Below are 23,767 nucleotides of genomic sequence, written 5' to 3'. Positions count from 1 at the left end.
AGAATTGCCTAGTGAACGCGAGCAAAAGCTTTGTGGTCAAGTCCTCGGCCTATTAGTACCGGTCAGCTCCACACGTTACCGCGCTTCCACCTCCGGCCTATCAACCCGGTCATCACCCGGGAGCCTTACCCCACAACGTGGGTGGGAGACCTCATCTCAAGGCGAGCTTCCCGCTTAGATGCCTTCAGCGGTTATCCCTTCCGAACGTAGCCAACCAGCCGTGCACCTGGCGGTACAACTGGCACACCAGAGGTTCGTCCGTCCCGGTCCTCTCGTACTAGGGACAGCCCCTTTCAAGTCTCCTACGCGCGCAGCGGATAGGGACCGAACTGTCTCGCGACGTTCTAAACCCAGCTCGCGTACCGCTTTAATGGGCGAACAGCCCAACCCTTGGGACCTACTCCAGCCCCAGGATGCGACGAGCCGACATCGAGGTGCCAAACCATCCCGTCGATATGGACTCTTGGGGAAGATCAGCCTGTTATCCCCGGGGTACCTTTTAGCCGTTGAGCGACACCGCTTCCACACGCCGATGCCGGATCACTAGTCCCAGCTTTCGCTCCTGCTCGACCCGTCAGTCTCACAGTCAAGCTCCCTTGTGCACTTACACTCAACACCTGATTGCCAACCAGGCTGAGGGAACCTTTGGGCGCCTCCGTTACCCTTTAGGAGGCAACCGCCCCAGTTAAACTACCCACCAGACACTGTCCCCGATCCGGATCACGGACCAGAGTTAGACGTTCAAAACGACCAGAGTGGTATTTCACCAACGACTCCACCCGAACTAGCGTCCGAGCTTCCCAGTCTCCCACCTATCCTACACAAGACGCTCCAAACGCCAATGTCAAGCTGTAGTGAAGGTCCCGGGGTCTTTCCGTCCTGCTGCGCGTAACGAGCATCTTTACTCGTAGTGCAATTTCGCCGGGTCTGCGGTTGAGACAGCGGGGAAGTCGTTACGCCATTCGTGCAGGTCGGAACTTACCCGACAAGGAATTTCGCTACCTTAGGATGGTTATAGTTACCACCGCCGTTTACCGGCGCTTAAGTTCTCACCTTCGCCAACTTACGTCAGCTAAGCGGTCCCCTTAACGTTCCGGCACCGGGCAGGCGTCAGTCCGTATACATCGTCTTACGACTTCGCACGGACCTGTGTTTTTAGTAAACAGTCGCTTCCCCCTGGCCACTGCGACCCCCACCAGCTCCAGCAGCAAGTGCCATCACCAGCAGAGGTCCCCCTTCTCCCGAAGTTACGGGGGCAATTTGCCGAGTTCCTTAACCACAGTTCACCCGATCGCCTTAGTATTCTCTACCTGACCACCTGAGTCGGTTTAGGGTACGGGCCGCCACAACACTCACTAGAGGCTTTTCTCGGCAGCATAGGATCATCCACTTCACCACAATCGGCTCGGCATCACATCTCAGGATCACACGCGGCGGATTTGCCTACCGCGCTCCCTACATGCTTACCCCAGGACAACCATCGCCTGGGCTGGACTACCTTCCTGCGTCACCCCATCGTTTACCTACTACCCAATCAGGCCGAGCGTTCGGTCTAACACCACCTCCGAAGAGGCAGCTGACTTAAGGACTCTTAGTATCAAGGGGTTCAGTATGGGCGCGTTGAAGCGGGTACGGGAATATCAACCCGTTGTCCATCGACTACGCCTGTCGGCCTCGCCTTAGGTCCCGACTTACCCTGGGCGGATTAACCTGGCCCAGGAACCCTTGGTCATCCGGCGCGAGGGTTTCTCACCCTCGATTCGCTACTCATGCCTGCATTCTCACTCGCACAGCCTCCACAACTAGATCACTCTGCTGCTTCACCGGCTGCACGACGCTCCCCTACCCACCAACAGGCTCAGTGTCCTGTCAGTGCCACGACTTCGGCGGTGTGCTTGAGCCCCGCTACATTGTCGGCGCAGAATCACTTGACCAGTGAGCTATTACGCACTCTTTCAAGGATGGCTGCTTCTAAGCCAACCTCCTGGTTGTCTCTGCGACTCCACATCCTTTCCCACTTAGCACACGCTTAGGGGCCTTAGTCGGTGATCTGGGCTGTTTCCCTCTCGACTACGAACCTTATCGCCCGCAGTCTCACTGCCACGCTCTCACTTACCGGCATTCGGAGTTTGGCTGACGTCAGTAACCTTGTCGGGCCCATCGGCCATCCAGTGCTCTACCTCCGGCAAGAAACACGCAACGCTGCACCTAAATGCATTTCGGGGAGAACCAGCTATCACGGAGTTTGATTGGCCTTTCACCCCTACACACAGATCATCCCCCAGGTTTTCAACCCTGGTGGGTTCGGTCCTCCACCCAGTCTTACCTGAGCTTCAACCTGCCCATGCGTAGATCACCCCGCTTCGGGTCTACAGCATGCGACTCAAACGCCCTCTTCAGACTCGCTTTCGCTACGGCTCCCCCACACGGGTTAACCTCGCCACACACCATAACTCGCAGGCTCATTCTTCAAAAGGCACGCAGTCACATCACAGCTGAGCAAGCCCAGCTAAGCTCCTACGGCTTGTAGGCACACGGTTTCAGGTACTCTTTCACAACCCCTCACCGGGGCACTTTTCACCTTTCCCTCACGGTACTCGTGCACTATCGGTCACCAGGGAGTATTTAGGCTTACCAGGTGGTCCTGGCAGATTCACACAGGATTCCTCGAGCCCCGTGCTACTTGGGATCCCCTCCAACAGTCCATCCAATTTCGCCTACCCGGCTCTCACGGTCTACGGCGCCCCTTCCCAGAGGCTTCGACTATCAGACGGATTTATCACTGCTCGTGGCTCCGGCAGAAGCCACCGGAAGGTCCCACAACCCCGAACATGCAACGCCTGCCGGCTATCACACACGCCCGGTTTAGCCTCATCCGCTTTCGCTCACCACTACTCACGGAATCACTATTGTTTTCTCTTCCTACGGGTACTGAGATGTTTCACTTCCCCGCGTTACCACCAACCGCCCTATACATTCAGGCGGAGGCAACACCACATGACTGGTGCTAGGTTTCCCCATTCGGACATCCCCGGATCAACGTCTGGTTGGCGACTCCCCGAGGCTTATCGCAGCCTCCCACGTCCTTCATCGGCTCCTGATGCCAAGGCATCCACCGTGTGCCCTAAAAAACTTGGCCACAAAGATGCTCGCGTCCACTATGCAAATCTCAAACAACAAACAGCGACTCCAGACCCCACCACACAAACCCGTGCAGTGTTCGCTGGCCCTGTCTCCAAGGAACCGGTCGCCCGTTTCCTCAGGACCCAACAGTGTGCCCAAGCTCACCAAGCCCCCGCACGCCCGTTCCCACTCCCAACCATCCCCACAAGAGAGACCGCTGGGCGGTACTAGCACGCCGGCAACCCGGCAAACCTGAATAACCAGTGCTCCACTCGTGAGCTGTCACCACCCCACCAGACACTCGCCGGTGAAGAGTGAAGATGCTCCTTAGAAAGGAGGTGATCCAGCCGCACCTTCCGGTACGGCTACCTTGTTACGACTTCGTCCCAATCGCCAGCCCCACCTTCGACCGCTCCCCCCACAAGGGTTGGGCCACGGGCTTCGGGTGTTGCCGACTTTCGTGACGTGACGGGCGGTGTGTACAAGGCCCGGGAACGTATTCACCGCAGCATTGCTGATCTGCGATTACTAGCGACTCCGACTTCATGGGGTCGAGTTGCAGACCCCAATCCGAACTGAGACCGGCTTTTAGGGATTCGCTCCACCTCACGGTATCGCAGCCCTCTGTACCGGCCATTGTAGCATGTTTGCAGCCCAAGACATAAGGGGCATGATGACTTGACGTCATCCCCACCTTCCTCCGAGTTGACCCCGGCAGTCCCCCATGAGTCCCCAACCCTCCGAAGAGGTTGCTGGCAACATGGAGCAAGGGTTGCGCTCGTTGCGGGACTTAACCCAACATCTCACGACACGAGCTGACGACAGCCATGCACCACCTGTCACCCAGCCCAAAAGGGAAGATCTATCTCTAGACCGGTCCGGGTGATGTCAAACCTTGGTAAGGTTCTTCGCGTTGCGTCGAATTAAGCAACATGCTCCGCCGCTTGTGCGGGCCCCCGTCAATTCCTTTGAGTTTTAGCCTTGCGGCCGTACTCCCCAGGCGGGGCGCTTAATGCGTTAGCTCCGGCACGGAGATCGTGGAAGACCCCCACACCTAGCGCCCAACGTTTACAGCGTGGACTACCAGGGTATCTAATCCTGTTCGCTCCCCACGCTTTCGCTCCTCAGCGTCAGGTAAGGCCCAGCAAGCCGCCTTCGCCACCGGTGTTCCTCCTGATATCTGCGCATTTCACCGCTACACCAGGAATTCCACTTGCCCCTACCTACCTCTAGCCGGCCCGTATCCACCGCAGACCCGCAGTTAAGCTGCGGGCTTTCACGGCAGACGCGACCAGCCACCTACGAGCTCTTTACGCCCAATAATTCCGGACAACGCTTGCGCCCTACGTATTACCGCGGCTGCTGGCACGTAGTTCAGCCGGCGCTTCTTCTGCAGGTACACGTCAACTTCGTCCCTGCTGAAAGAGGTTTACAACCCGAAGGCCGTCATCCCCCACGCGGCGTCGCTGCGTCAGGCTTCCGCCCATTGCGCAATATTCCCCACTGCTGCCTCCCGTAGGAGTCTGGGCCGTGTCTCAGTCCCAGTGTGGCCGGTCGCCCTCTCAGGCCGGCTACCCGTCGTCGCCTTGGTAGGCCACTACCCCACCAACAAGCTGATAGGCCGCGAGCCCATCCCCAACCGAAAAAACTTTCCACCACCAGACCATGCGGCCGGAGGTCGTATCCGGTATTAGACCCAGTTTCCCAGGCTTATCCCAGAGTCAGGGGCAGGTTGCTCACGTGTTACTCACCCGTTCGCCGCTCGAGTACCCCCGAAGGGGCCTTTCCGCTCGACTTGCATGTGTTAAGCACGCCGCCAGCGTTCGTCCTGAGCCAGGATCAAACTCTCCAAACAATGTCTGGAAAACAATCCCAGCCGGCATCAACAACATTGATGCCAACTAAAAGGAATCCACGTCATGGAAACATGACGGGGTAATGCATCATGCACTGGCTTTTAACACACTGTTGAGTTCTCAAGAAACGGACGCGTACATCCCCGACCGAAACCACATCCGCGATCCCGGCGGCGGAGGCGTTCACTCCGTTCGTTTTGTTGTGTCTTAATCTTTTCAGCCGCCCCGAGCCCTGTCAAATTGACCCGACTCGAACGACTTGCCAAGAATTAAGCCGCGTCCCCTTTCGGAGACAACCCCTCTAACTTACCAGCCCTTCGACCGATCCGCGAATCGATCTCCGAACCAGCGCGTCGCAGGGGATTACCGACGATCCCGGACACACCACACCTATGTCACCGAAGTGAAGGAAGTGGGTTGTGCCGGACCGCGTCGGCTCTTAAAGATTAGCAGCGCCCTTCCACCGCTCGAGCCCGTTCTCCGGCTTCTCCGGCAACAGAACGATCACAACCGAACATAGACTCCCCACGTGAGCAGCAACACGCCGCCAGTGGCGAAGAAGATCCCTACGGAGCGCACCCATCACGGCGACACCGTCATCGACGAGTACGCCTGGCTGAGCAACAAGGACGATCCCGACACCACCGCCTATCTGGAGGCGGAGAACGAATTCCTCAAGCAGGAGACCGCTCACCTGTCGGACCTCCAGGAGCAGGTGTTCCAGGAGATCAAGAGCCGCACCCAGGAGACCGACCTGTCGGTGCCCAGCCGCAAGGGCGCGTGGTGGTACTTCACGCGTACGGAGGAGGGCAAGCAGTACGCGATCTCGTGCCGGGTCCCCGCCGACAGCGAGACGCCACCGGAGATCACCCCCGGCGAGCGGCTCGACCAGGAGCAGGTGATCCTCGACGGCAACGAGCTCGCCGGCGACAGCGAGTTCTTCTCGATCGGCACCAGCTCGGTATCCCCCGACGGCAAGATGCTGGCCTTCTCGACCGACTACAAGGGCGACGAGCGTTTCACGCTCAGGTTCAAGAACCTTGAGACGGGCGAGATCCTGCCCGATGAGATCACCGACATCTTCTACGGCGGCGCATGGGCGGCCGACGCCTCGGCGTTCTTCTACACCCGCGTCGACGACGCCTGGCGTCCGTACCAGGTCTACCGCCACACCCTGGGCACTCAGGACGACGTGCTCGTCTACGAGGAGAACGACGAGCGCTTCTGGGTGGGCATCGGGCTGACCCGCAGCGAGAAGTACCTCGTGCTCGGCGCGGGCAGCAAGATCACCAGCGAGGTGCGGATCCTCGACGCGAGCGACCCCGGCGGCGAGTTCACGATCGTCAGGCCCCGGCAGACCGGCGTGGAGTACGGCGTCGAGCACGCCGGCGACTTCTTCTACATCCTGCACAACGAGAACGCCGAGAACTTCGAGCTGGCCACGGCGCCCCTCGACGACCCTGGCACGTGGACCCCGATCATCCCCCACCGGTCCGACACCAGGCTGCTGGAGATCGACGCGTTCTCCGACCACGCGGTGGTGCACTTCCGCCGCGACGGCCTGACCGGGCTGCGGATCCTGCCCTACCCGGCCGACGGCGCGAGCTGGCGCGAGCGGGTGGAGGCGGCCGAGCGCAACGCCTACGAGATCGACTTCCCCGAGCCGCTGTACGACGTCGGCCCGGCGGGCAACCCGCAGTTCACCACGCGGCGGCTGCGCCTGGCGTACACGAGCATGATCACCCCGCCCAGCGTCTACGACTACGATCTCGACTCCCACGAGCTGATCCTGCTCAAGCAGCGCCCGGTGCTCGGCGGCTACGACCCGGCCGACTACGAGCAGGCCCGCGAGTGGGCCACGGCCGAGGACGGCACGAAGATCCCCATCTCGCTCGTCAAGCGCAAGGACGCGGCCACGCCCGCCCCCACCGTCCTGTACGGCTACGGCAGCTACGAGACCTCGATCGACCCGAGCTTCTCCGTGCCCCGGCTGTCGCTGCTCGACCGGGGGTTCATCTTCGCGATCGCCCACGTGCGGGGCGGCGGCGAGATGGGCAGGAGCTGGTACGAGCAGGGCAAGCTCACCCGCAAGCGCAACACGTTCACCGACTTCGTGGCGGCGGCCAGGCACATGAAGGCGGCGGGCCTGAGCAGCAAGGTCGTGGCGCGCGGCGGCTCGGCGGGCGGGCTGCTGATGGGCGCGGCGACGAACCTGGCCCCCGAGGAGTTCGCGGGTGTCGTGGCCGAGGTGCCGTTCGTGGACGCGCTCAACACCATCCTCGATCCGTCGCTTCCGCTGACCGTGATCGAATGGGACGAATGGGGCGACCCGCTGCACGACCCCGAGGTCTACGCGTACATGAAGAGCTACTCGCCGTACGAGAACGTGGACGGCAGGCCGTACCCGCCGATTCTGGCGATCACCAGCCTGAACGACACCCGCGTGCTCTACCACGAGCCGGCGAAGTGGATCGCGAAGCTGCGCGCCACGGCGCGCGGCGGGCCGTTCCTGCTGAAGACGGAGATGGGCGCGGGGCACGGCGGGCGCAGCGGACGGTACGACGCCTGGCGTGAAGAGGCGTTCGCGCTGTCCTGGATCATCGAGAAAGGCACGTCATGACGTATCAGGCCGACGAGCGGCGCTACGAGCGGCAGCCGTACAACCGCAGCGGGCGCAGCGGGCTCAAGCTGCCGGCGGTGTCGCTGGGTCTGTGGCACAACTTCGGCGACAACCGGCCGATCGAGAACTCGCGGGCGATCCTGCGGCGGGCGTTCGACCTCGGGGTGACGCACTTCGACCTGGCCAACAACTACGGGGTTCCGTACGGGTCGGCGGAGAGCAACTTCGGGCGGATCCTGCGCGAGGACTTCCTGCCGTACCGGGATGAGCTGGTCATCTCGACCAAGGCGGGCTTCGACATGTGGCCGGGCCCGTACGGCGAGTGGGGCTCGCGCAAGTACGTGCTGGCCAGCCTGGACCAGTCGCTCAAGCGCATGGGCCTGGAGTACGTGGACATCTTCTACAGCCACCGTCCCGACCCGGAGACGCCGCTCGAGGAGACCATGGGCGCGCTCGACCACGCGGTGCGCTCGGGCAAGGCGCTGTACGCGGGCATCTCCAACTACTCGGCGGAGCAGACGGCGCAGGCCGCGCGGATCATGCGCGAGCTGGGCACGCCGCTGCTCATCCACCAGCCGTCGTACTCGATGATCAACCGGTGGATCGAGGACGAGCTGCTGGACACGCTGGAGGAGGCGGGCATGGGCTGCATCGTCTACTCGCCGCTGGCGCAGGGCCTGCTGACCGACCGCTACCTCGACGGCGTGCCGGCCGACTCGCGGGCGGCGACCAGCCGGTTCCTGAGCGAGGACCAGATCGACCGCGACCTGGCCCGCGACCTCAACGAGATCGCGAAGACGCGGGGTCAGACGCTGGCGCAGATGGCGCTGTCGTGGACGCTGCGCGACTCGCGGGTGACGAGCGTGCTGATCGGGGCGAGCAGCGTCAAGCAGCTCGAGGACAACGTGGCGTGCGTGGACGGGCCCGCGTTCACGCAGGACGAGCTGGCGGCCATCGACAAGATCACCGAGTCCCGCCGCCGCAGCTGAGCACGCGCGGTCAGAGGGCCTCGTGGCGCTGCAGGTAGGTGAACGAGGCCCAGCCGGGCAGCACCGGCAGCCAGAACGTGAGCAGCCGGTAGAGCAGCACCGCCGAGGTGGCCAGCTCCTTCGGCACCCCGGCCAGCACGAGACCGCCGACCAGCGCCAGCTCGACCGCGCCCAGACCGCCCGGTGTGGGCGCGGCCGAGCCGATGGCGTTGGCGGTGAGGTAGACGACGGCCACGGCGGTGAAGCTGATGTCGTGGCCGAAGGCGGCGATGCACGCGTCGAGGCAGAGCACGAACATCAGGGTGATCATGAGCGTGCCGGTGGCGGCCTCGATCATCTTGCGCGGCGACTGGAGCACGTCGAGCAGCCGCGGCAGCACGTTCGAGAACAGCTTGCTCAGCCGCCCGGTGATCAGGCGGCGCAGCGGCGGCACGCCGAGCACGACCACGACGAGCACCGCGACGCCGAGCAGCGCGAGCACGAGCCCGCGTGACGGCGTGAACGAGGTGGCGGTGCTCGAGCCGGTGATGTAGGCGAACAGCGCGAGCAGCCCGATGTGGAAGACCAGCATGATGAGCTGCGAGGCCCCCACGCTGGCCACCGCGCTGGCCGGGTGGATGCCGCGCTTTTGCAGGTATCGGGTGTTGATCGCGACACCGCCCACCGCGGCGGGCGCGACGAGCTTGACGAACGAGGACGCGAACTGCACGAGCACCGTGCGCCACAGCGGCAGGTGCTCGGGCACGAAACCGCGCAGCATGAGCGCGGCGGCCACGAAGCTCAGGAACGAGGCCACCAGCGCAAGGCCCGACCAGGCCCAGTTGGCCGTGGTGACGACGTGGTAGACGTCGACCTGGCTGAGCTGGGAGAGCACGATGTAGGCGGCGATCGTGCTGGCGATGATCGTGATGAGCGTGCGGGGGCGGAAGCGTTCGAGGCGGATCTCCTCGACCTTGCTCTGCGGCTTGAGCGCGACGATCTGGTCGCGGATGCCGGGCAGCACGTGTTTGGCCTTGGCCAGCGCGGCGCGCGTCTCCCGGGTGAGCGCGATCTGCTGTAGCAGCGGCATGGCGGCGGCCAGCGCGTCGGGGCCCATGACGTCGGCCGCGGCGCGCACGGAGCGCTCGGGGCCGACGCGCAGCGCGAGGTAGGTGAGCAGCTGGGCGATGTCGAGCCTGAGCAGCAGGTCTCCGGCGGCGACCTCGCCGCTGCGGGCGTCGGTGAGCACGACGCGGCCGGCGGTGTCGATGTGGATGCTGTCGCCGGTGAGCCTGCGGTGGGCGAGACGCTGGATCTGCAGCAGCGCGACCTGCTCCCAGATCTGGTGGAGCAGCTGGTCGTCGATCTCCTCGTCGGGCACCTCGTCGAGCGGGCGGGTCTCGATGTGCTCGTAGGCGAGCAGGGCCGCCTCGGTGCCGATCTCACTGGTGCCGAGCAGACGGGGGGTGCTGGCGCCCGCGGCCTGGGCGGCGTACGCCATGAGGGCCTCGCGTTCGAGCTCGGCGCGCAGCGACCGGATGGCGCGGCGGCGGGTCTCGGAGTTGAGCCTGATGCGCCGCCACAGCCGGTACGGCAGCCCGGCCACCTGCCGGTCGCGGTCGAGGACGGTGACGTCGAGGCTGGTGCCGTCTTTGAGCCCGACGGCGTAGCGGCGGCTGCCCTGATAGTCGTCCTCGACGCGGCGGGCGGAGACCGGGGAGAACGACAGCTTGCGCAGGGCGGCCACGACGGCGCTGCCCGGCGGGCGGGTGTTGGGGCTGCCGACGCCGTAGAGGGTGGCGTAGCCGATGGCCATGCCGACCAGGACGGTGACGATGGCGCTCGGGATGGTGATCTGGCGGCCGGAGAAGAAGGCCAGGATGTAGAGCGCGACGGTGGTCCACATCAGCATCCGCCAGGTGGGGCGGCGGGAGATGCGGACGGCGGTGGCGTAGGCGACGACGGAGGTGAGCAGCGTGTTGAGCGGCTCGATCGTCCGGTCGCCGGTGAGCAGCACGCGCAGATCTTCCATGGTGCCGCTGACGAGCCATTGGCCGAGCAGGAACGAGCCGGCGATGCCGACGATGGCGGCGATGAGCCCTTCCGCGACGCGCAGGCCGTCGCGGTGGAAGACGCGCTCGACCGCGAAGGCCACGGGCACGATGAGCACGGCCGCGCCACCGAGGAAGGCGGCGATCCTGCTGAGCAGCGGCACCAGCTCGGCGCCCTCCTTGACATCGGCCTCCAGGCCGATGAGCGTCTGCTTGGCGACGAGGGCGAGCAGGATCACCGCGCCGAGCACGATGAGCGTGGCGAAGAAGCGCAGCAGGTCGGAGGGGCGGCGCAGGCGCTGAGGCAGCAGCGGTTCTACGACGTAGACGTCGGTTTCCGCGCGTGACTCGGCCACGGCAGGATCCCCCTCCGTGAGGTCCTCCGTGTCATCTCGTTCCCTGATATCGGCCACCGACAGCGATTCTGCACCTTCCCGTGGCGGACTGTACGATCTCGAGGCCTTCACTGTGCCCGACCGTCCCCCCGCAGTCGTCGCAGGGGGCAGGCTACACGCTGCCCTTCCCCCGGTTCACCTTTGAATTCCTGTGTACGTGGCGACATAGGCTGTGTCGCATGTCGGGTGCATTGAGAGTATTGGGGGCCTGTCCGCTTGACTGCCCGGACACCTGCTCGTGGGTGGTCGGAGTGGAGGACGGCCGCGCCGTCACGTTGCGCGGCAACCCGGATCAGCCCTACACCAGGGGCGCGCTGTGCGTGAAGGTCAACCGTTACCTCGAGCAGACCCGGGCCGCCGATCGCATCCTCTATCCGCTGCGGCGTGTCGGGCCTAAGGGCTCGGGGCGGTTCGAGCGGATCACGTGGGACGAGGCGCTCGACGAGATCTCCACGCGGCTGCGCGCCATCGTGGACGAGTACGGCGGCGAGGCCATCTGGCCGTACCTCGGCACGGGCACGCTCGGCTACATCCAGGGCTGCGAGGGCGTGGCGGGCCGGCGGTTCTGGAACATGCTGGGCGCGTCCAAGCACTGGCTGAACATCTGCTCGGGGGCCGGTAACAGCGGCCTGCGCCGGACGAACGGCACCGCGGCCGGCATGGACCCCGAGGACTTCGCGCACTCGAAGCTCATCCTGCTGTGGGGCACGAACACGCTGACCAGCGGCCACCACCTGTGGAAGTTCATCCAGCAGGCGCGCGCGGACGGCGCGTACGTGGTGGCGATCGACCCGATCCGCACCAGGACGGCCGACCAGGCGGACGAGTGGCTGCCGATCAGGCCGGGCACGGACGCGGCGCTGGCGCTCGGCCTGCTCAACGTCGTGCTGGCCGAGAACGCCCAGGACGACGAGTACCTGGAGGCCCACACCGAGGGCTGGGCGGAGTTCCGCGAGGAGATCCTGGCCCACCCGGTCGAGAAGGTGGCGGAGATCACCGGCATTGCGGCCGAGGACATCCACAGGCTGGGGATGAGGCTGGCGCACACGCGCCCGACCGGGCTGCGCGCCACGCACGGGCTGCAGCGGCACAAGGGCGGCGGCACGGCGCTGCGGACGATCTCCGCCGTCCCCTCGGTGACCGGCGACTGGCGCTACCAGGGCGGCGGCATGGCCTTCTCGACCAGCGATCACGTGCACCTCAACATCGACACCCGCGAGGACCTGCTGCCAGGCCCGGTGCGCACGCTGGTGATGACGAAGCTGGCCTCGCAGCTCGACGAGTCGGTGAAGTGCCTGTGGGTGTACGCGGCCAATCCGGTGGGCTCCTCCCCCGACTCGAACGCGATCAGGCGGCGCCTCATGCGCGAGGACCTGTTCACGGTCGTCATGGAGCACTTCCCCACCGACACGGTGGACTACGCCGACATCGTGCTGCCCGCGACCATGCAGACCGAGCACCACGACCTGCACGCCGGCTACGGGCACATGTACCTGGTGTGGAACGAGCAGGCGGTGCAGCCGCCCGGCGAGTGCCTGTCGACGACGGAGACGTTCCGGCGGCTGGCGGCGCACATGGGGATGACCGAGCCGTCGCTGTACGACTCGGACTTGGAGCTGGCCGAGCAGCTACTGAACAGCGGGCATCCCTCGCTTGAGGGCATCACGCTCGACAGGCTCCGCAAGGAGGGCTGGGTGCGGATGAACTACCCCAAGCCCTTCATACCGTTCGCCGACGGCTTCCCGACGCGGTCGGGCCGCATGCGCTTTCCGAGGAAGGGCGAGGCGTACGTGCCGCCGCACACGACCGTCGCGGCGGACGGCTCGCCGTACCGGCTGCGGCTGGTGACGCCGGCCTCGCACACGTTCCTCAACACGACCTTCGGCAACAACCCGGAGCTGCGGCGGCGGGCCAAGGATCCGGTGGTGCTGGTCAACCGGGCCGACGCCGAGGCGCGGGGGCTGAAGGACGGCCAGCGGGTGCGCGTGCACAACGACGGCGGCGAGTTCCTCGCGGACGTGGAGATCAGCGACCGGGTGTCGGCCGGCGTGGTCGCCTCGACGAAGGGCCGCTGGCCCAAGCTCAGCCCCGGCGGCGCCAATCCCAACGCCGTCGTGGCCGAGCGGGACGCCGACATGGGGCGCGGCGCGGGCTTCCACGACAACCTGGTGGAGATCAGTCCAGCTTGAGCTTGTAGCCGACGTGGGAGTCGGTGAAGCCGAGCGAGGCGTAGAAGCGGTGCGCGTCCGTACGCGTCTTGTCGGAGGTGAGCTGCACCAGCGCGCAGCCGCGCGCTCTGGCCCGGTCGATCGCCCAGGTGATCATCTTGCGGCCGAGGCCCTGGCCGCGCGCCGCGGCGGCGACCCTGACCGCCTCGATCTGGCAGCGCTCCGCGCCCAGGCGGGACAGACCGGCGAGGTAGGTGAGCTGCATGGTGCCCACGACCTTGCCCTCGCGCTCGGCCACGATCAGTTCGTCGTAGGGGTTGGCGTCGATGCGCTCGAAGGCGGCGAGGTAGCGCTCGTCGCCGGGGTCGCCCTCGCGCTGCGCGCCGAGCGGGTCGTCGGCCAGCATGGCGACGATGGCGGGCACGTCGTCCCTGCGCGCGGGGCGGAAGATGAGCGACATCACGTAGTGGGACTCCATGAGCGACGGGTTGGACGGCAGGGCCATGGTCCTGCCGCTCGGGGTGAAGCCCTTGGCGGCGTACAGGGCGCGGGCGGCGTGGTTGGTGTCCACGACCCACAGGCCCATCTCCTCGGCCCCGGTGCTCCTTGCCCACTCCACGGCGGCGTCCACCAGCCGGGAGGCGACGCCCTTCCTTCTGGCCTCGGGGGCGACCCACATGGACAGCAGGTGGGCGTGCCTGCCCTCGTCTTCGAGCAGCACGCAGACCAGGCCGACGTCCTGGCCGCCGGATGTGGCCACCCAGTAGCGGCTGTCGGGGTTGGCCAGCCGCTCCGCCCACTTCTGCGGGGTGAACTCGACCTCTCTGGCGTACGAGGAGCCGAACGCGTCGGGCGTGTCCTGCAGCGCGCGCAGCCGCACATCGCGCAACCGATCTTCGTCACCGGGCCCGAGGGGAACAAGCGGGATGTCCGTCATGGCGACATCATGTCAGGGACAGCTCAGGGTCCGCCCCCGATGCCTCTCGGCAGGTACGAACGGCAGCATGGCTGACATGAACGAAATAACCCGACGAGACGAGGTCTCGCTCTCGGCCGCCGCGCTGCGCGGCGCGCCATGGAAGACCGCCGCCATCACCGGCGGCGCGGTGGCCGCCGTCGGCCTGCTCTGGGACGCGGTCATCGGCGACGGCGGCGACCTGTCGTGGGCGCTGGGTCTCGGCATCGCGCTGTTCTCGCTGGTCGCCGCCATCGGCGCGGTGTCCAAGCCCGAGGAGGGCGACCGGGTCACCCGGCAGGCCAGGCACTGGTCGCTGCGGCACCCGTGGAAGTTCGCGCTCCTGCCCGCCGGCATCATGGCCGTGCTCGACTACCCCGTGCAGCTCGTGCTGGACGGCGAGGGGGTCTTCGGCGCCGGCTGGGACGCGCTGTGGAACGGCGTGCTCGTCTACCTCATCGCCGGCGTCGCGACGCTCTGCCTGCGGGGACGGGCGCGATCAGCGCACTAGACCCTCATCCGGCCGCGGAAGCGGCCCGCTCCTGCGGTGACCTGCACACACAGAACTCGTTGCCCTCGGGGTCGAGCATGGTGACCCACCCGGTGCCGTCGGGATTGCGCAGATCCTGGTAGACGGTCGCCCCCAGCCCGATCAGCCGCTCGACCTCCTGGTCACGGGTCCTGCCCTCGGTGGCGTTGACGTCGAGGTGCAGCCGGTTCTTCACCGTCTTGCCCTCGGGCACCCTGATGAACAGCAGGTAGGGGTCCTGCTTCGTGCGCAGCATCACCGCGTCGTCGCCCGGCTTGTCGCCCTCCCCCAAGGGCAGCCCGGTGACCTTGCTCCACCAGCTCGCGATCTCGTACGGGTCGGCCGCGTCAAAGGTGACGGCGTGAATCTCGATCATGGAGACAGCCCAGCACGACACCATCAAAGGCGTCAAGCCAGTGTTCGCAGCCCGATGACGCCCGCCAGAATCAGGGCGATGCAGATCAGCCGGGCCGGCGACACCTGATCGCCCATGGCGATCATGCCGAGGATGGCCGTGCCGGCCGCGCCGACGCCGGTCCACACGGCGTACGCGGTGCCCACTTCCAGGCTTTTCAGCGCGTACGACAGCAGCCCGAAGCTCAGCACGGCGGTGACGGCGAACGACAGCGTCCACCACAGGTTGCTGAAACCGTTGCTGAGTTTGAGCGACAGGGCCATGGCGACCTCGAACAGGCCGGCCAGTACCAGGACGATCCACGCCATGATGGTTGCTCCCTCGATGACGATGACTGACTCGGGTGCGTCGTCTTGGCGTACCGGGTACGGCGCGTCTCGTCCGGGAGCCTCGTCGGCTCACTCAGGGCAACGTGGCCCCGCGTGCGATCATTCCCACCAGATGGTGACCCACCGGTCCCGCGGCAGGGGCCACATGCCCAGCTCGAGGACCGTCTCGGCGACCTCCTCGGCCCGCGACGGGTCGAGGCACACCCGGCGGCAGACGCTCTGGGCCAGCTCCTCCAGGGAGTTGAAGCGTTCCAGGGGGGACTCCCGCTCCTCCACCTGGACGGGGAAGCCCATGGCGGCCGCCAGCGCCACGCAGTCCTCCGCGATGGGCCGCACCGGCCGGTCGACGCCGTGGAAATGCTGCCACAGCGGGGTCATCCAGCTCATGGGGTGGCGGTGCGGCAGCTCGATCACCACCCGCCCCTTGGTGTGCTCGTCGAGCGCGCGCAGGAAGGGCGCCAGGTCGGGGACGTTGTAGACAACGTGCGCGCAGATGGTGGCGTCGGCGACCGGCACCTGATCGGCGACGTCGGGCCAGCGCCCCTCGACCGTGGTGACCGGCACGCCCAGCTTCTCCGCCCTGGCCGTCAGCCCCTGGAGCATGGAGGCGGAGGTGTCGACGGCGTAGAGGTGGCCGATGCGCTCGTGCAGCGGCAGCGACGACGCGCCGGGCCCCGAACCCACGTCGAGCAGCGTGCCCTTGTCGGGCAGCGCCTCCGACAGCCGGGTCATGGTGGGGCCGTCGTCGGGCTCGGCCAGCGCCCGGTCCGTACGGGTGCCGAACCTCTCCGGCGAATGGCTCCACGGGTCCGCGACGGCCTTGGCCAGGATCTCATCCGGAATCGCCCAGGATTCGAGTCGCTCTCGCCAGCGCGCGGCGAGTTCTTCGGCGTCCATGGAGACGAGCATGCCATGCATGCCGTGGGTTACCCGTGGGTAGCATTGCAGAGTAAGGTTACTGACCAGTACAGCAGCCTCGGTTCAAGGAGATCGACGCCCATGGGCCACTACAAGAGCAACGTGCGTGACCTGGAATTCAACCTCTTCGAGGTCTTCGGGAGAGGCGAGATCCTCGGCACCGGGCCCTTCGCGGAGATCGACGAGGACGTCGTACGCTCCGTGCTCGACGAGATGAACCGCCTGGCGACCGGCGTGCTCGCCGACTCCTTTGAAGAGGGCGACAGGAACCCGCCCGTGTTCGACGCGGCCACCGGCTCCGTGAAGCTCCCCGAGGGTTTCAAGAAGTCGTACAAGGCGCTGGTCGACGGCGGCTGGGCGAACCTCGACCTGCCCGCCGACCTGGGCGGACCCGGCCTGCCGCGCAGCGTCGCCTGGGCCACCGCGGAGATGGTGCTCGGCGCCAACCCGGCGCTCTACATGTACGCGGCCGGGCCGAACTTCGCGTACACGCTGTGGCGGCTCGGCACCCCCGAGCAGAAGCGCTTCGCCGAGCTGGCCATCGAGCGCAACTGGGGCGCCACGATGGTGCTGACCGAGCCCGACGCCGGCTCCGACGTGGGCGCGGGCCGTACGAAGGCGATCAGGCAGCCTGACGGCACCTGGCACATCGAGGGCGTCAAGCGCTTCATCACCAGCGCCGAGCACGACATGGCGGAGAACATCTTCCACCTCGTGCTGGCCCGCCCCGAGGGCCACGGCCCCGGCACCAAGGGCCTGTCGATGTTCCTGGTGCCGAAGTACCACGTGGACCTCGAGACCGGGAAGCTGGGCGAGCGCAACGGCGTCTACGTCACCAACGTCGAGAAGAAGATGGGCCTGAAGGTCTCCACGACCTGCGAGCTGACCTTCGGCGACAAGCACCCGGCGGTCGGCTGGCTGGTGGGCGAGGTGCACGAGGGCATCAAGCAGATGTTCATGGTCATCGAGCACGCCCGCATGATGGTCGGCACCAAGGCCATCGCCACGCTGTCCACCGGCTATCTCAACGCCCTGGAGTACGCCAAGGCCCGCGTGCAGGGCGCCGACCTGACCAAGAGCGCCGACAAGAGCGCCCCCAGGGTCACCATCACCCACCACCCCGACGTGCGGCGCGAGCTGATGCTGCAGAAGGCGTACGTGGAGGGCATGCGCGCGCTGGTGCTCTACACCGCGACCTTCCAGGACGCCCTGCTCATCGACCCGGAAGACCGGCACGCCGACGAGATGAACGACCTGCTGCTGCCGGTGGTCAAGGGCGTGGGGTCCGAGCGGTCGTACGAGCTGCTCGCCCGCTCGCTGCAGACCCTGGGCGGCTCGGGCTACCTCCAGGACTACCCGATCGAGCAGTACATCCGCGACGCCAAGATCGACACCCTGTACGAGGGCACCACCGCCATCCAGGGCCAGGACCTGTTCTTCAGGAAGATCCTGCGCAACCAGGGCTCGGCCATCGGCAAGCTGCTCGCCGAGATCAACGAGTTCGCCGCCTCCGAGGCGGGCAACGGCCGGCTGAAGGAGGAGCGCAAGCTGCTCGCCGAGGCCGCCGCCGAGGTCAAGGCCATGGGCGACACGATGGCGGGCTGGGCGCTCGCCTCGCTGGAGAAGCCCGAGGAGGTCTACAAGGTCGGCCTGAACACGACCAGGTTCCTGCTCGCGCTCGGCGACCTCATCATCGGCTGGCTGCTGCAGCGCCAGGCGGAGGTCGCGCTGGAGAAGCTGTCCGGCGGCGAGGACCCGTTCTACCTCGGCAAGGTCGCCGCGGCCTCGTTCTTCGCCAAGACCGTGCTGCCCCGCCTGGCCGCCGAGCGCCGCAGCCTCGACTCCACCGGCCAGGAGCTGATGGAGCTGCCCGAGGCCGCCTTCTGACCCCCTTCATCCCCGTCTCCTGGCTGTGTCCTGCGCGGGCGCAGCCAGGAGCGGTGGCACTCGTCGCCCGGCTGAGCGCGGGCAGGGCCGGGCGCTCTCTGTCACCTCTGGCGTGATATCGACGGGTGCGCTGTGCCTTACCCGGGTATGACCGTGGCGGTACGCGTCTTTTCCCTGGAGGTCGTCATGGGTGTCGGGGTAAGCATCTTCTTCCTCACGCTTGGCGCCATCCTGAGGTTCGCGATCGAGCCCGACGTCTTCGGCCAGAGCGTGCACATGGACGTCATCGGCCTCATTTTCATGATCGTCGGCGGCGCCGGGATCGTGCTGAGCATCGTGCTGGCCCCTCGCCGGGGCAGCACGTCCGAAGGCCAGCTGATGCACCGCGAGAACCACCCGCCGGAGGTCTGAGACCCCCGGAGGCCGCTCAGAGGCTGAGCTGGACGGCGGCGCGCGAGGCCACGATCGGCTTGATGTGCCCGGCGATGATCGCCTGGTGCTCGGGGTGGTCGCGGTAGACGAGGTAGTCGTCGGTGCTGTCGAAGTCCGCCACTATCGCGAAGTCGTAGTTGCCCTGGTTGATGCCGGCGTCCCGGCCGTACGTGTACGACTTGATCTCCGGGATCAGGCCCGGCAGCGTCTTCAGAGCCTCGGGCACCGCGGCCTTCTGCTCGTCGATCGCGTCGTCGCTCCAGGTGAACAGCACGATGTGGCGAATCATGAAAGCCACTGTATCTGGAGGGGCCTCAGGCGACTCTGAGGTCGGTGGGTGCGGGTGTCCCCGCCGTACGGCGGTCGCCGGGAGAGGGGTCCTCCCGGCGGCCGTCGTACCGGTGTCAGCTCCAGGCGAGCATCCTGATGGGGTCCTCCAGCATCGCGCCCACGTCGCGCAGGAACAGCGAGCCCAGCTCACCGTCCACGATGCGGTGGTCGAACGACAGCGACAGCGTCGCCACCTTGCGCACCGCCAGCGCGCCGTCCACCACCCACGGCATGTCCCTGACCTGGCCGAAGGCGAGGATCGCGGCCTCGCCGGGGTTGATGATCGGGGTGCCGCCGTCGACGCCGAAGACGCCGACGTTCGTGATCGTGAACGTGCCGCCCGCCATCTCCGCGGGCTGCGTGCGGCCCGCCCTGGCCGTCTCCGTCAGCTCCGCGAGCCGCGCGGCCAGCTCGGGCAGCGACAGCTCGTGCGCGTCCTTGACGTTCGGCACCACCAGGCCGCGCGGGGTGGCGGCGGCGATCCCCAGGTTCACGTAGTGCTTGACCACGATCTCCTGGGCGTCCTCGTCCCACGACGAGTTGATCATCGGGTGCCTGCCGATCGCCGTCAGCACCGCCCTGGCCACCAGCAGCAGCGGCGACACCTTGACCTGCGCGAACTCCGGCAGCTCGCGCAGGCGGCGCACGGCGTCCATGGTGGCCGTCATGTCCACCTGGAGGAACTCGGTGGCGTGCGGGGCGGTGAAGGCGCTGGTCACCATGGCCTGGGCGGTCATCTTGCGCACGCCCTTGATCGGGATGCGTTCCTCGCGCTCCTGGGGGGCCCTCACCGCCGCGACCGGCTGCTGCCGCTGCTGCGCCCGTGCCGCCGCGGCCTGGACGTCCTCGCGGGTGATCGTGCCCTGGGTGCCCGTGCCCGTCACCGTGGCGAGATCGACGCCGAGGTCCTTGGCGAGCTTGCGTACGGGGGGCTTGGCCAGCGGCCGCGCCTGACCGGGAGCCGCAGCGGGACCTGCGGCGGGAGCGGGCGCAGGGGCGGGTGCGGGGGCGGGCGGCCTGGTCGCGGTGGGCGGCGGCGGGCTGGAGAGCGGGGCGTCCAGGCCCACGCGGTCCGGGTTGGCCAGCGGGTTCGTGGGCCGGCCCGGCGCGGCCTGCTTGCGCGGGCGGCGCTTGGTCGCGCCGGTCTTCACGCCGTAGCCGACCAGGACCGCCTGGCGCTCCTCCTTGGGTGCGGGGCTGCCGTGCACGCCCGGCTCCACCGCGCCCTCGGCGGGCGGCTGCGGCACCATGTCGTCGGCAGGCGCCTCGGGAGCCGCCGCGGGTGCCCCGTCCTCGCCCGCGGTGTCCACCGCGATGATCGGGACGCCCACGTCGACCGTCTCGCCCTCGCCCGCCATGAGCCCGGCCACCACGCCGTCCCAGGGGATCGGCAGCTCGACGATGGACTTCGCCGTCTCGATCTCCACCACGATCTGGTTGACCTTGACCTCGTCGCCGGGCTTGACGTGCCAGCGGACGATCTCCGCCTCCGTCAGGCCCTCGCCGACGTCGGGCAGCTTGAACTCGCGTCGCATCGCAACCCCCTCAGTACCCGAAGGTCCGGTCGACGGCGTCGAGCACGCGGTCCAGGTCGGGCAGGTAGTGCTCCTCCAGCTTCGAGGGCGGATAGGGGGTCGAGAAGCCGCCGACGCGCAGCACGGGCGACTCCAGGTGGTAGAAGCACTGCTCGGTGATCCTGGCGGCCAGCTCGGCGCCGAAGCCGCTGTTGACGGGCGCCTCGTGCACGACCACGACCCGGCCGGTACGCCGCGCCGACTCCATGACGACCGGCTCGTCCAGCGGGTTGAGCGAGCGCAGGTCGATGACCTCCAGCGAGCGCCCGTCGTCCTCGGCCGCAGCGGCGGCCTCCAGGCAGGTCTTCACCATGGGGCCGTAGGCCAGCAGCGTCGCGTCGGAGCCGGGGCGTACGACCCTGGCGGCGTGCAGCGGCGGCCACCAGTCGGTGGAGGAGGTGTCGATCTCGGCCTTCTCCCAGTAGCGCCGCTTGGGCTCGAAGAAGATCACCGGGTCGTCGCTGCGGATGGCCTGCTGGATCATCGTGTACGCGTCGGCGGGGTTGGAGCAGGCCACCACGCGCAGCCCTGCGGTGTGCGTGAAGTACGCCTCGGGCGACTCGCTGTGGTGCTCGACCGCGCCGATGCCGCCGCCGCAGGGGATGCGGACGACGACGGGCAGCTTGATCGCGCCGAGCGAGCGCATCGGCATCTTGGCGAGCTGGGTGATGATCTGGTCGGCGGCGGGGAAGACGAACCCGTCGAACTGGATCTCGCACACCGGCCGGTAGCCGCGCAGCGCCAGGCCGATCGCGGTGCCGATGATGCCGGACTCGGCGAGCGGGGTGTCGATGACACGGTCTTCGCCGAAGTCCTTCTGCAGCCCGTCGGTGACCCGGAACACGCCGCCCAGCTTGCCGACGTCCTCGCCCATGATGAGGACCTTGGGATCGTCCTCCATGGCCTTGCGCATGCCCTCGTTGAGCGCCTTGGACAGGCTGAGTACGGTCACGACGCCTCCTTCGCCCAGAACCGGCCGCCCAGTTCGCCTCGCTCAGTCACGGAACCCCTCCAAGTACGCGGCGAACTGGGCGCGCTCCTGGTCGATCAGGGCGTGGGGCTCGCTGTAGACGTGGTCGAAGATGGCCAGCGGCTCGGGGTCGGGCATGGCCAGGCACCGCCTGCGCAGGTCGGCGCCGAGCTGGTCGGCCTCGGCCTCGACCGAGTCGAAGAACGCCTGGTCGGCCTGCTCGGTCTTGAACAGGTACGACTTGACCCGCTCGATCGGGTCCTTGAGCTTCCACGCCTCCAGCTCGCTGGCGACCCGGTAGCGGGTGGGGTCGTCGGTGGTGGTGTGGGCGCCCATCCGGTAGGTGAACGCCTCGATCAGCGTCGGACCCTGGCCGGTACGCGCCGCCTCCAGCGCCTTGCGCGTCACGGCGAGGCAGGCGAAGACGTCGTTGCCGTCCACCCGGACGCCGGGGAAGCCGAAGCCGGATGCCCGCCGGTAGAGGGGGATGCGGGTCTGCTTCTCCAGCGGCTCGGAGATGGCCCACTGGTTGTTCTGGCAGAAGAAGACGATCGGCGCGTTGAACACGCTCGCCCAGATGAACGACTCGTTGACGTCGCCCTGGGAGGTGGCGCCGTCGCCGAAGTAGACCATGGTGGCGGCGCTGGCGTCGTCGCGCTGGATGCCCATGGCGTAGCCGACCGCGTGGAGGGTCTGGCTGCCGATGACGATCGTGTAGAGGTGGAAGTTGTGCTCCTTGGGGTCCCACCCGCCGTGGTTGACCCCTCTGAACAGGCCGAGCAGCTTCACCGGGTCGACGCCGCGGCACCAGGCCACGCCGTGCTCACGGTAGGTGGGGAAGGCCATGTCGGAGTCGGTCAGCGCGCGCCCCGAACCGATCTGCGCGGCCTCCTGGCCGAGCAGCGAGGCCCAGATGCCGAGCTCGCCCTGGCGTTGCAGGGCGACGGCCTCCAGGTCGATGCGCCGGACCAGCACCAGGTCGCGGTAGAGCGACCGGACCTCCTCGGAGGTCAGATCGATGTCGTAGTCGGGATGCTCGACCCGCTCTCCCTCGGGGGTGAGCAACTGGACGAGCTCAGGAGGTGCGTCAGCACCACGAGAGGCGTCTTGTGTCACGTGCCACTCCTGTGGTCGGGGCCGGTCCGGGGTGGGGTTGCCACCTTAGGCCAGCCTTCGTAGCGCCGAACCGGGAGGTGGAGGTTCGTACGCTTTTGGGGCCATCGTGGCAGACATCACAGCCCTGCGCGCAAGCCCCTTGTCCTCCCCGTTCCCGTTGTGTCGGCAGGCACACGCGCCGGTAGGCTGTGCTTCCCATCCACCCACCGCTCCCAGGAGGAACGCAGTGGCCCGCGTCATCGTGGACGTCATGCTGAAGCCCGAGATCCTCGATCCGCAGGGCCAGGCGATCGCCAGGGCGCTGCCCAGGCTCGGCTTCTCCGGCGTCTCCGCCGTCCGCCAGGGCAAGCGCTTCGAGCTGGAGATCGAAGGCCCGGCCGACGAGGCGGCGCTCGCCGAAGTGCGCAAGATGGCTGAGACGTTGCTCGCCAACACCGTGATCGAGGACTACGTCGTCCGGGTTGAGGGGTAGAAGGCACATTTGGGGGCTGGATTTCCCCTGGGGTGGTTAAAGCCGGGTTCGGGCGTGCCACAATCCCACGGGCTTGCCAACAGTAAATAACAACAACGTGATTTTGCGGTTAGCCCCGTTTTCTCAGGGAAACCTACTCCAGGTGACATTCCGGAGCCCGGAGGAGTCCGGTGGATATTGAGTTCTCGTTGGCACTGCCTCGGGATGCGATCGGCATACCGATGGTCAGGCGAGTGCTAGGCGACGCCATGCGTTCACTCAACGTGAGCGAGACGTGCATCGCCGACATGCTGCTCGCCGTCTCCGAGGCGTGCTCCAACGCGGTCCGGCACGGAGGGCCGGCCAACCGCTACGAGGTGACGGCGGCGATCGGTGCCGGCCACTGCGACGTACGCGTGGCCGACAACGGTGACGGGGTGCCGACGATGCCTCCGCACTTCCCTCCTCCCGACACCGAGAACGGCCGCGGCCTGCTGATCATGCGTTCGGTCGTCGATGAGATCTCGTTCGGCGTCACGCCGGGCCGTGGCACCACGGTCCACCTGCGCAAGAACCTCTCCTGGGACGACGACGACGCCGAGGCGCGTCCCCGGGAGCTCGCCGCCGTGTGACCCGCTCCACCTGCGCGTACGTCCCGCGTCCGAGCCGATGCCGACCAC

17 protein-coding genes, 2 rRNA genes, 1 pseudogene and 1 riboswitch are annotated in these 23,767 nt (G+C 66.9%); of the genes and pseudogenes, 8 read left to right on the top strand and 12 right to left on the bottom strand.

Annotated features, from left to right (window positions below; all coding sequences use genetic code 11):
* Positions 1-32: 32 nt before the first annotated feature.
* Positions 33-3,139: ribosomal RNA gene (locus tag WBK31_RS38630) — 23S ribosomal RNA — on the bottom strand.
* A gap of 315 nt (positions 3,140-3,454) precedes the next feature.
* Positions 3,455-4,978: ribosomal RNA gene (locus WBK31_RS38625) — 16S ribosomal RNA — on the bottom strand.
* The 16S and 23S rRNA genes sit together here, the layout of an rRNA operon.
* 530 nt (positions 4,979-5,508) lie before the next feature.
* Between WBK31_RS38625 and WBK31_RS38620 the strand changes: the two genes are divergently transcribed.
* Both WBK31_RS38620 and mgrA read left to right on the top strand, forming a co-directional pair.
* Positions 5,509-7,599, top strand: a complete 2,091-nt coding sequence (locus WBK31_RS38620) for a S9 family peptidase (protein WP_364063287.1) — start codon at positions 5,509-5,511, stop codon at positions 7,597-7,599.
* Entirely contained in the window at positions 7,596-8,588 is a 993-nt protein-coding gene (gene mgrA / locus WBK31_RS38615) for an L-glyceraldehyde 3-phosphate reductase (protein ID WP_406674004.1), read from the top strand. The genes WBK31_RS38620 and mgrA overlap by 4 nt, the downstream gene beginning before the upstream one ends.
* 10 nt (positions 8,589-8,598) lie before the next feature.
* Here mgrA and WBK31_RS38610 read toward each other — a convergent pair whose 3' ends face one another.
* Entirely contained in the window at positions 8,599-10,974 is a 2,376-nt protein-coding gene (locus WBK31_RS38610; RefSeq protein ID WP_406674003.1) for a YbhN family protein, read from the bottom strand.
* A 218-nt stretch (positions 10,975-11,192) separates the two neighbouring features.
* Here WBK31_RS38610 and WBK31_RS38605 point away from each other — a divergent pair, with 218 nt between their 5' ends.
* The gene (locus WBK31_RS38605) at positions 11,193-13,202 is read left to right on the top strand and encodes a molybdopterin-dependent oxidoreductase (protein ID WP_364063296.1); all 2,010 of its coding nucleotides are present in this window, start codon (positions 11,193-11,195) and stop codon (positions 13,200-13,202) included.
* On the opposite strand, the gene WBK31_RS38600 is transcribed toward WBK31_RS38605, so the two are convergent.
* Positions 13,189-13,641 (bottom strand): GNAT family N-acetyltransferase, encoded by a 453-nt coding sequence (locus WBK31_RS38600; protein WP_364064726.1) that lies wholly within the window; start codon positions 13,639-13,641, stop codon positions 13,189-13,191. The two genes, WBK31_RS38605 and WBK31_RS38600, sit on opposite strands and share 14 nt — an antisense overlap.
* Positions 13,642-13,701: 60 nt before the next feature.
* Positions 13,702-14,118 (bottom strand): annotated as a pseudogene (locus tag WBK31_RS38595) (GNAT family N-acetyltransferase); the annotation flags it as partial.
* A 76-nt stretch (positions 14,119-14,194) separates the two neighbouring features.
* Here WBK31_RS38595 and WBK31_RS38590 point away from each other — a divergent pair.
* Positions 14,195-14,647: a hypothetical protein gene (locus tag WBK31_RS38590; RefSeq protein ID WP_378785514.1), complete on the top strand. Its 453-nt coding sequence runs from the start codon at positions 14,195-14,197 to the stop codon at positions 14,645-14,647.
* A 4-nt stretch (positions 14,648-14,651) separates the two neighbouring features.
* Here WBK31_RS38590 and WBK31_RS38585 read toward each other — a convergent pair whose 3' ends face one another.
* The 3 genes from WBK31_RS38585 to WBK31_RS38575 form a co-directional block, all read right to left on the bottom strand.
* Entirely contained in the window at positions 14,652-15,041 is a 390-nt protein-coding gene (locus WBK31_RS38585; protein WP_364063302.1) for a VOC family protein, read from the bottom strand.
* Positions 15,042-15,073: 32 nt separating this feature from the next.
* Positions 15,074-15,388 carry a multidrug efflux SMR transporter gene (locus WBK31_RS38580; protein ID WP_364063305.1) on the bottom strand — a complete coding sequence of 105 codons (315 nt, stop codon included), beginning with the start codon at positions 15,386-15,388 and terminating at the stop codon, positions 15,074-15,076.
* 34 nt (positions 15,389-15,422) lie between these two features.
* Positions 15,423-15,485, bottom strand: a riboswitch (guanidine-III (ykkC-III) riboswitch).
* Between the two features lie 23 nt (positions 15,486-15,508).
* Complete coding sequence (locus WBK31_RS38575; protein WP_406674002.1) at positions 15,509-16,306, bottom strand: class I SAM-dependent methyltransferase; 798 nt, start codon at positions 16,304-16,306, stop codon at positions 15,509-15,511.
* 102 nt (positions 16,307-16,408) lie between these two features.
* Here WBK31_RS38575 and WBK31_RS38570 point away from each other — a divergent pair, with 102 nt between their 5' ends.
* Together WBK31_RS38570 and WBK31_RS38565 are read left to right on the top strand one after the other, a co-directional pair.
* Complete coding sequence (locus tag WBK31_RS38570; RefSeq protein WP_364063311.1) at positions 16,409-18,214, top strand: acyl-CoA dehydrogenase; 1,806 nt, start codon at positions 16,409-16,411, stop codon at positions 18,212-18,214.
* 147 nt (positions 18,215-18,361) lie between these two features.
* Positions 18,362-18,625, top strand: coding sequence for a hypothetical protein (locus WBK31_RS38565; protein ID WP_406674001.1), 264 nt, complete (start codon positions 18,362-18,364; stop codon positions 18,623-18,625).
* A 16-nt stretch (positions 18,626-18,641) separates the two neighbouring features.
* Here the strand turns inward: WBK31_RS38565 and WBK31_RS38560 are convergent, their stop codons facing one another.
* The 4 genes from WBK31_RS38560 to pdhA form a co-directional block, all read right to left on the bottom strand.
* Positions 18,642-18,935 (bottom strand): Dabb family protein, encoded by a 294-nt coding sequence (locus tag WBK31_RS38560; RefSeq protein WP_364063317.1) that lies wholly within the window; start codon positions 18,933-18,935, stop codon positions 18,642-18,644.
* A 115-nt stretch (positions 18,936-19,050) separates the two neighbouring features.
* Positions 19,051-20,511: a dihydrolipoamide acetyltransferase family protein gene (locus WBK31_RS38555; RefSeq protein ID WP_406674000.1), complete on the bottom strand. Its 1,461-nt coding sequence runs from the start codon at positions 20,509-20,511 to the stop codon at positions 19,051-19,053.
* A gap of 10 nt (positions 20,512-20,521) precedes the next feature.
* Positions 20,522-21,502 carry an alpha-ketoacid dehydrogenase subunit beta gene (locus WBK31_RS38550; RefSeq protein ID WP_364063323.1) on the bottom strand — a complete coding sequence of 327 codons (981 nt, stop codon included), beginning with the start codon at positions 21,500-21,502 and terminating at the stop codon, positions 20,522-20,524.
* A 42-nt stretch (positions 21,503-21,544) separates the two neighbouring features.
* Complete coding sequence (pdhA, locus tag WBK31_RS38545) at positions 21,545-22,636, bottom strand: pyruvate dehydrogenase (acetyl-transferring) E1 component subunit alpha (RefSeq protein WP_364063326.1); 1,092 nt, start codon at positions 22,634-22,636, stop codon at positions 21,545-21,547.
* A 226-nt stretch (positions 22,637-22,862) separates the two neighbouring features.
* Here pdhA and purS point away from each other — a divergent pair, with 226 nt between their 5' ends.
* Positions 22,863-23,108 carry a phosphoribosylformylglycinamidine synthase subunit PurS gene (gene purS, locus WBK31_RS38540; protein WP_364063329.1) on the top strand — a complete coding sequence of 82 codons (246 nt, stop codon included), beginning with the start codon at positions 22,863-22,865 and terminating at the stop codon, positions 23,106-23,108.
* Between the two features lie 221 nt (positions 23,109-23,329).
* A complete protein-coding gene (locus WBK31_RS38535; protein WP_364063332.1) occupies positions 23,330-23,719 on the top strand; it encodes an ATP-binding protein in 390 nt (129 codons plus the stop codon).
* Positions 23,720-23,767 lie beyond the last annotated feature (48 nt).

Origin of the sequence: Nonomuraea sp. N2-4H (genome assembly GCF_045291505.1) — a bacterium.
GTDB lineage: Bacteria > Actinomycetota > Actinomycetes > Streptosporangiales > Streptosporangiaceae > Nonomuraea > Nonomuraea fastidiosa.
Note: the sequence above shows the minus strand (reverse complement) of the source record. Positions and strands in the feature narration are given on the sequence as shown.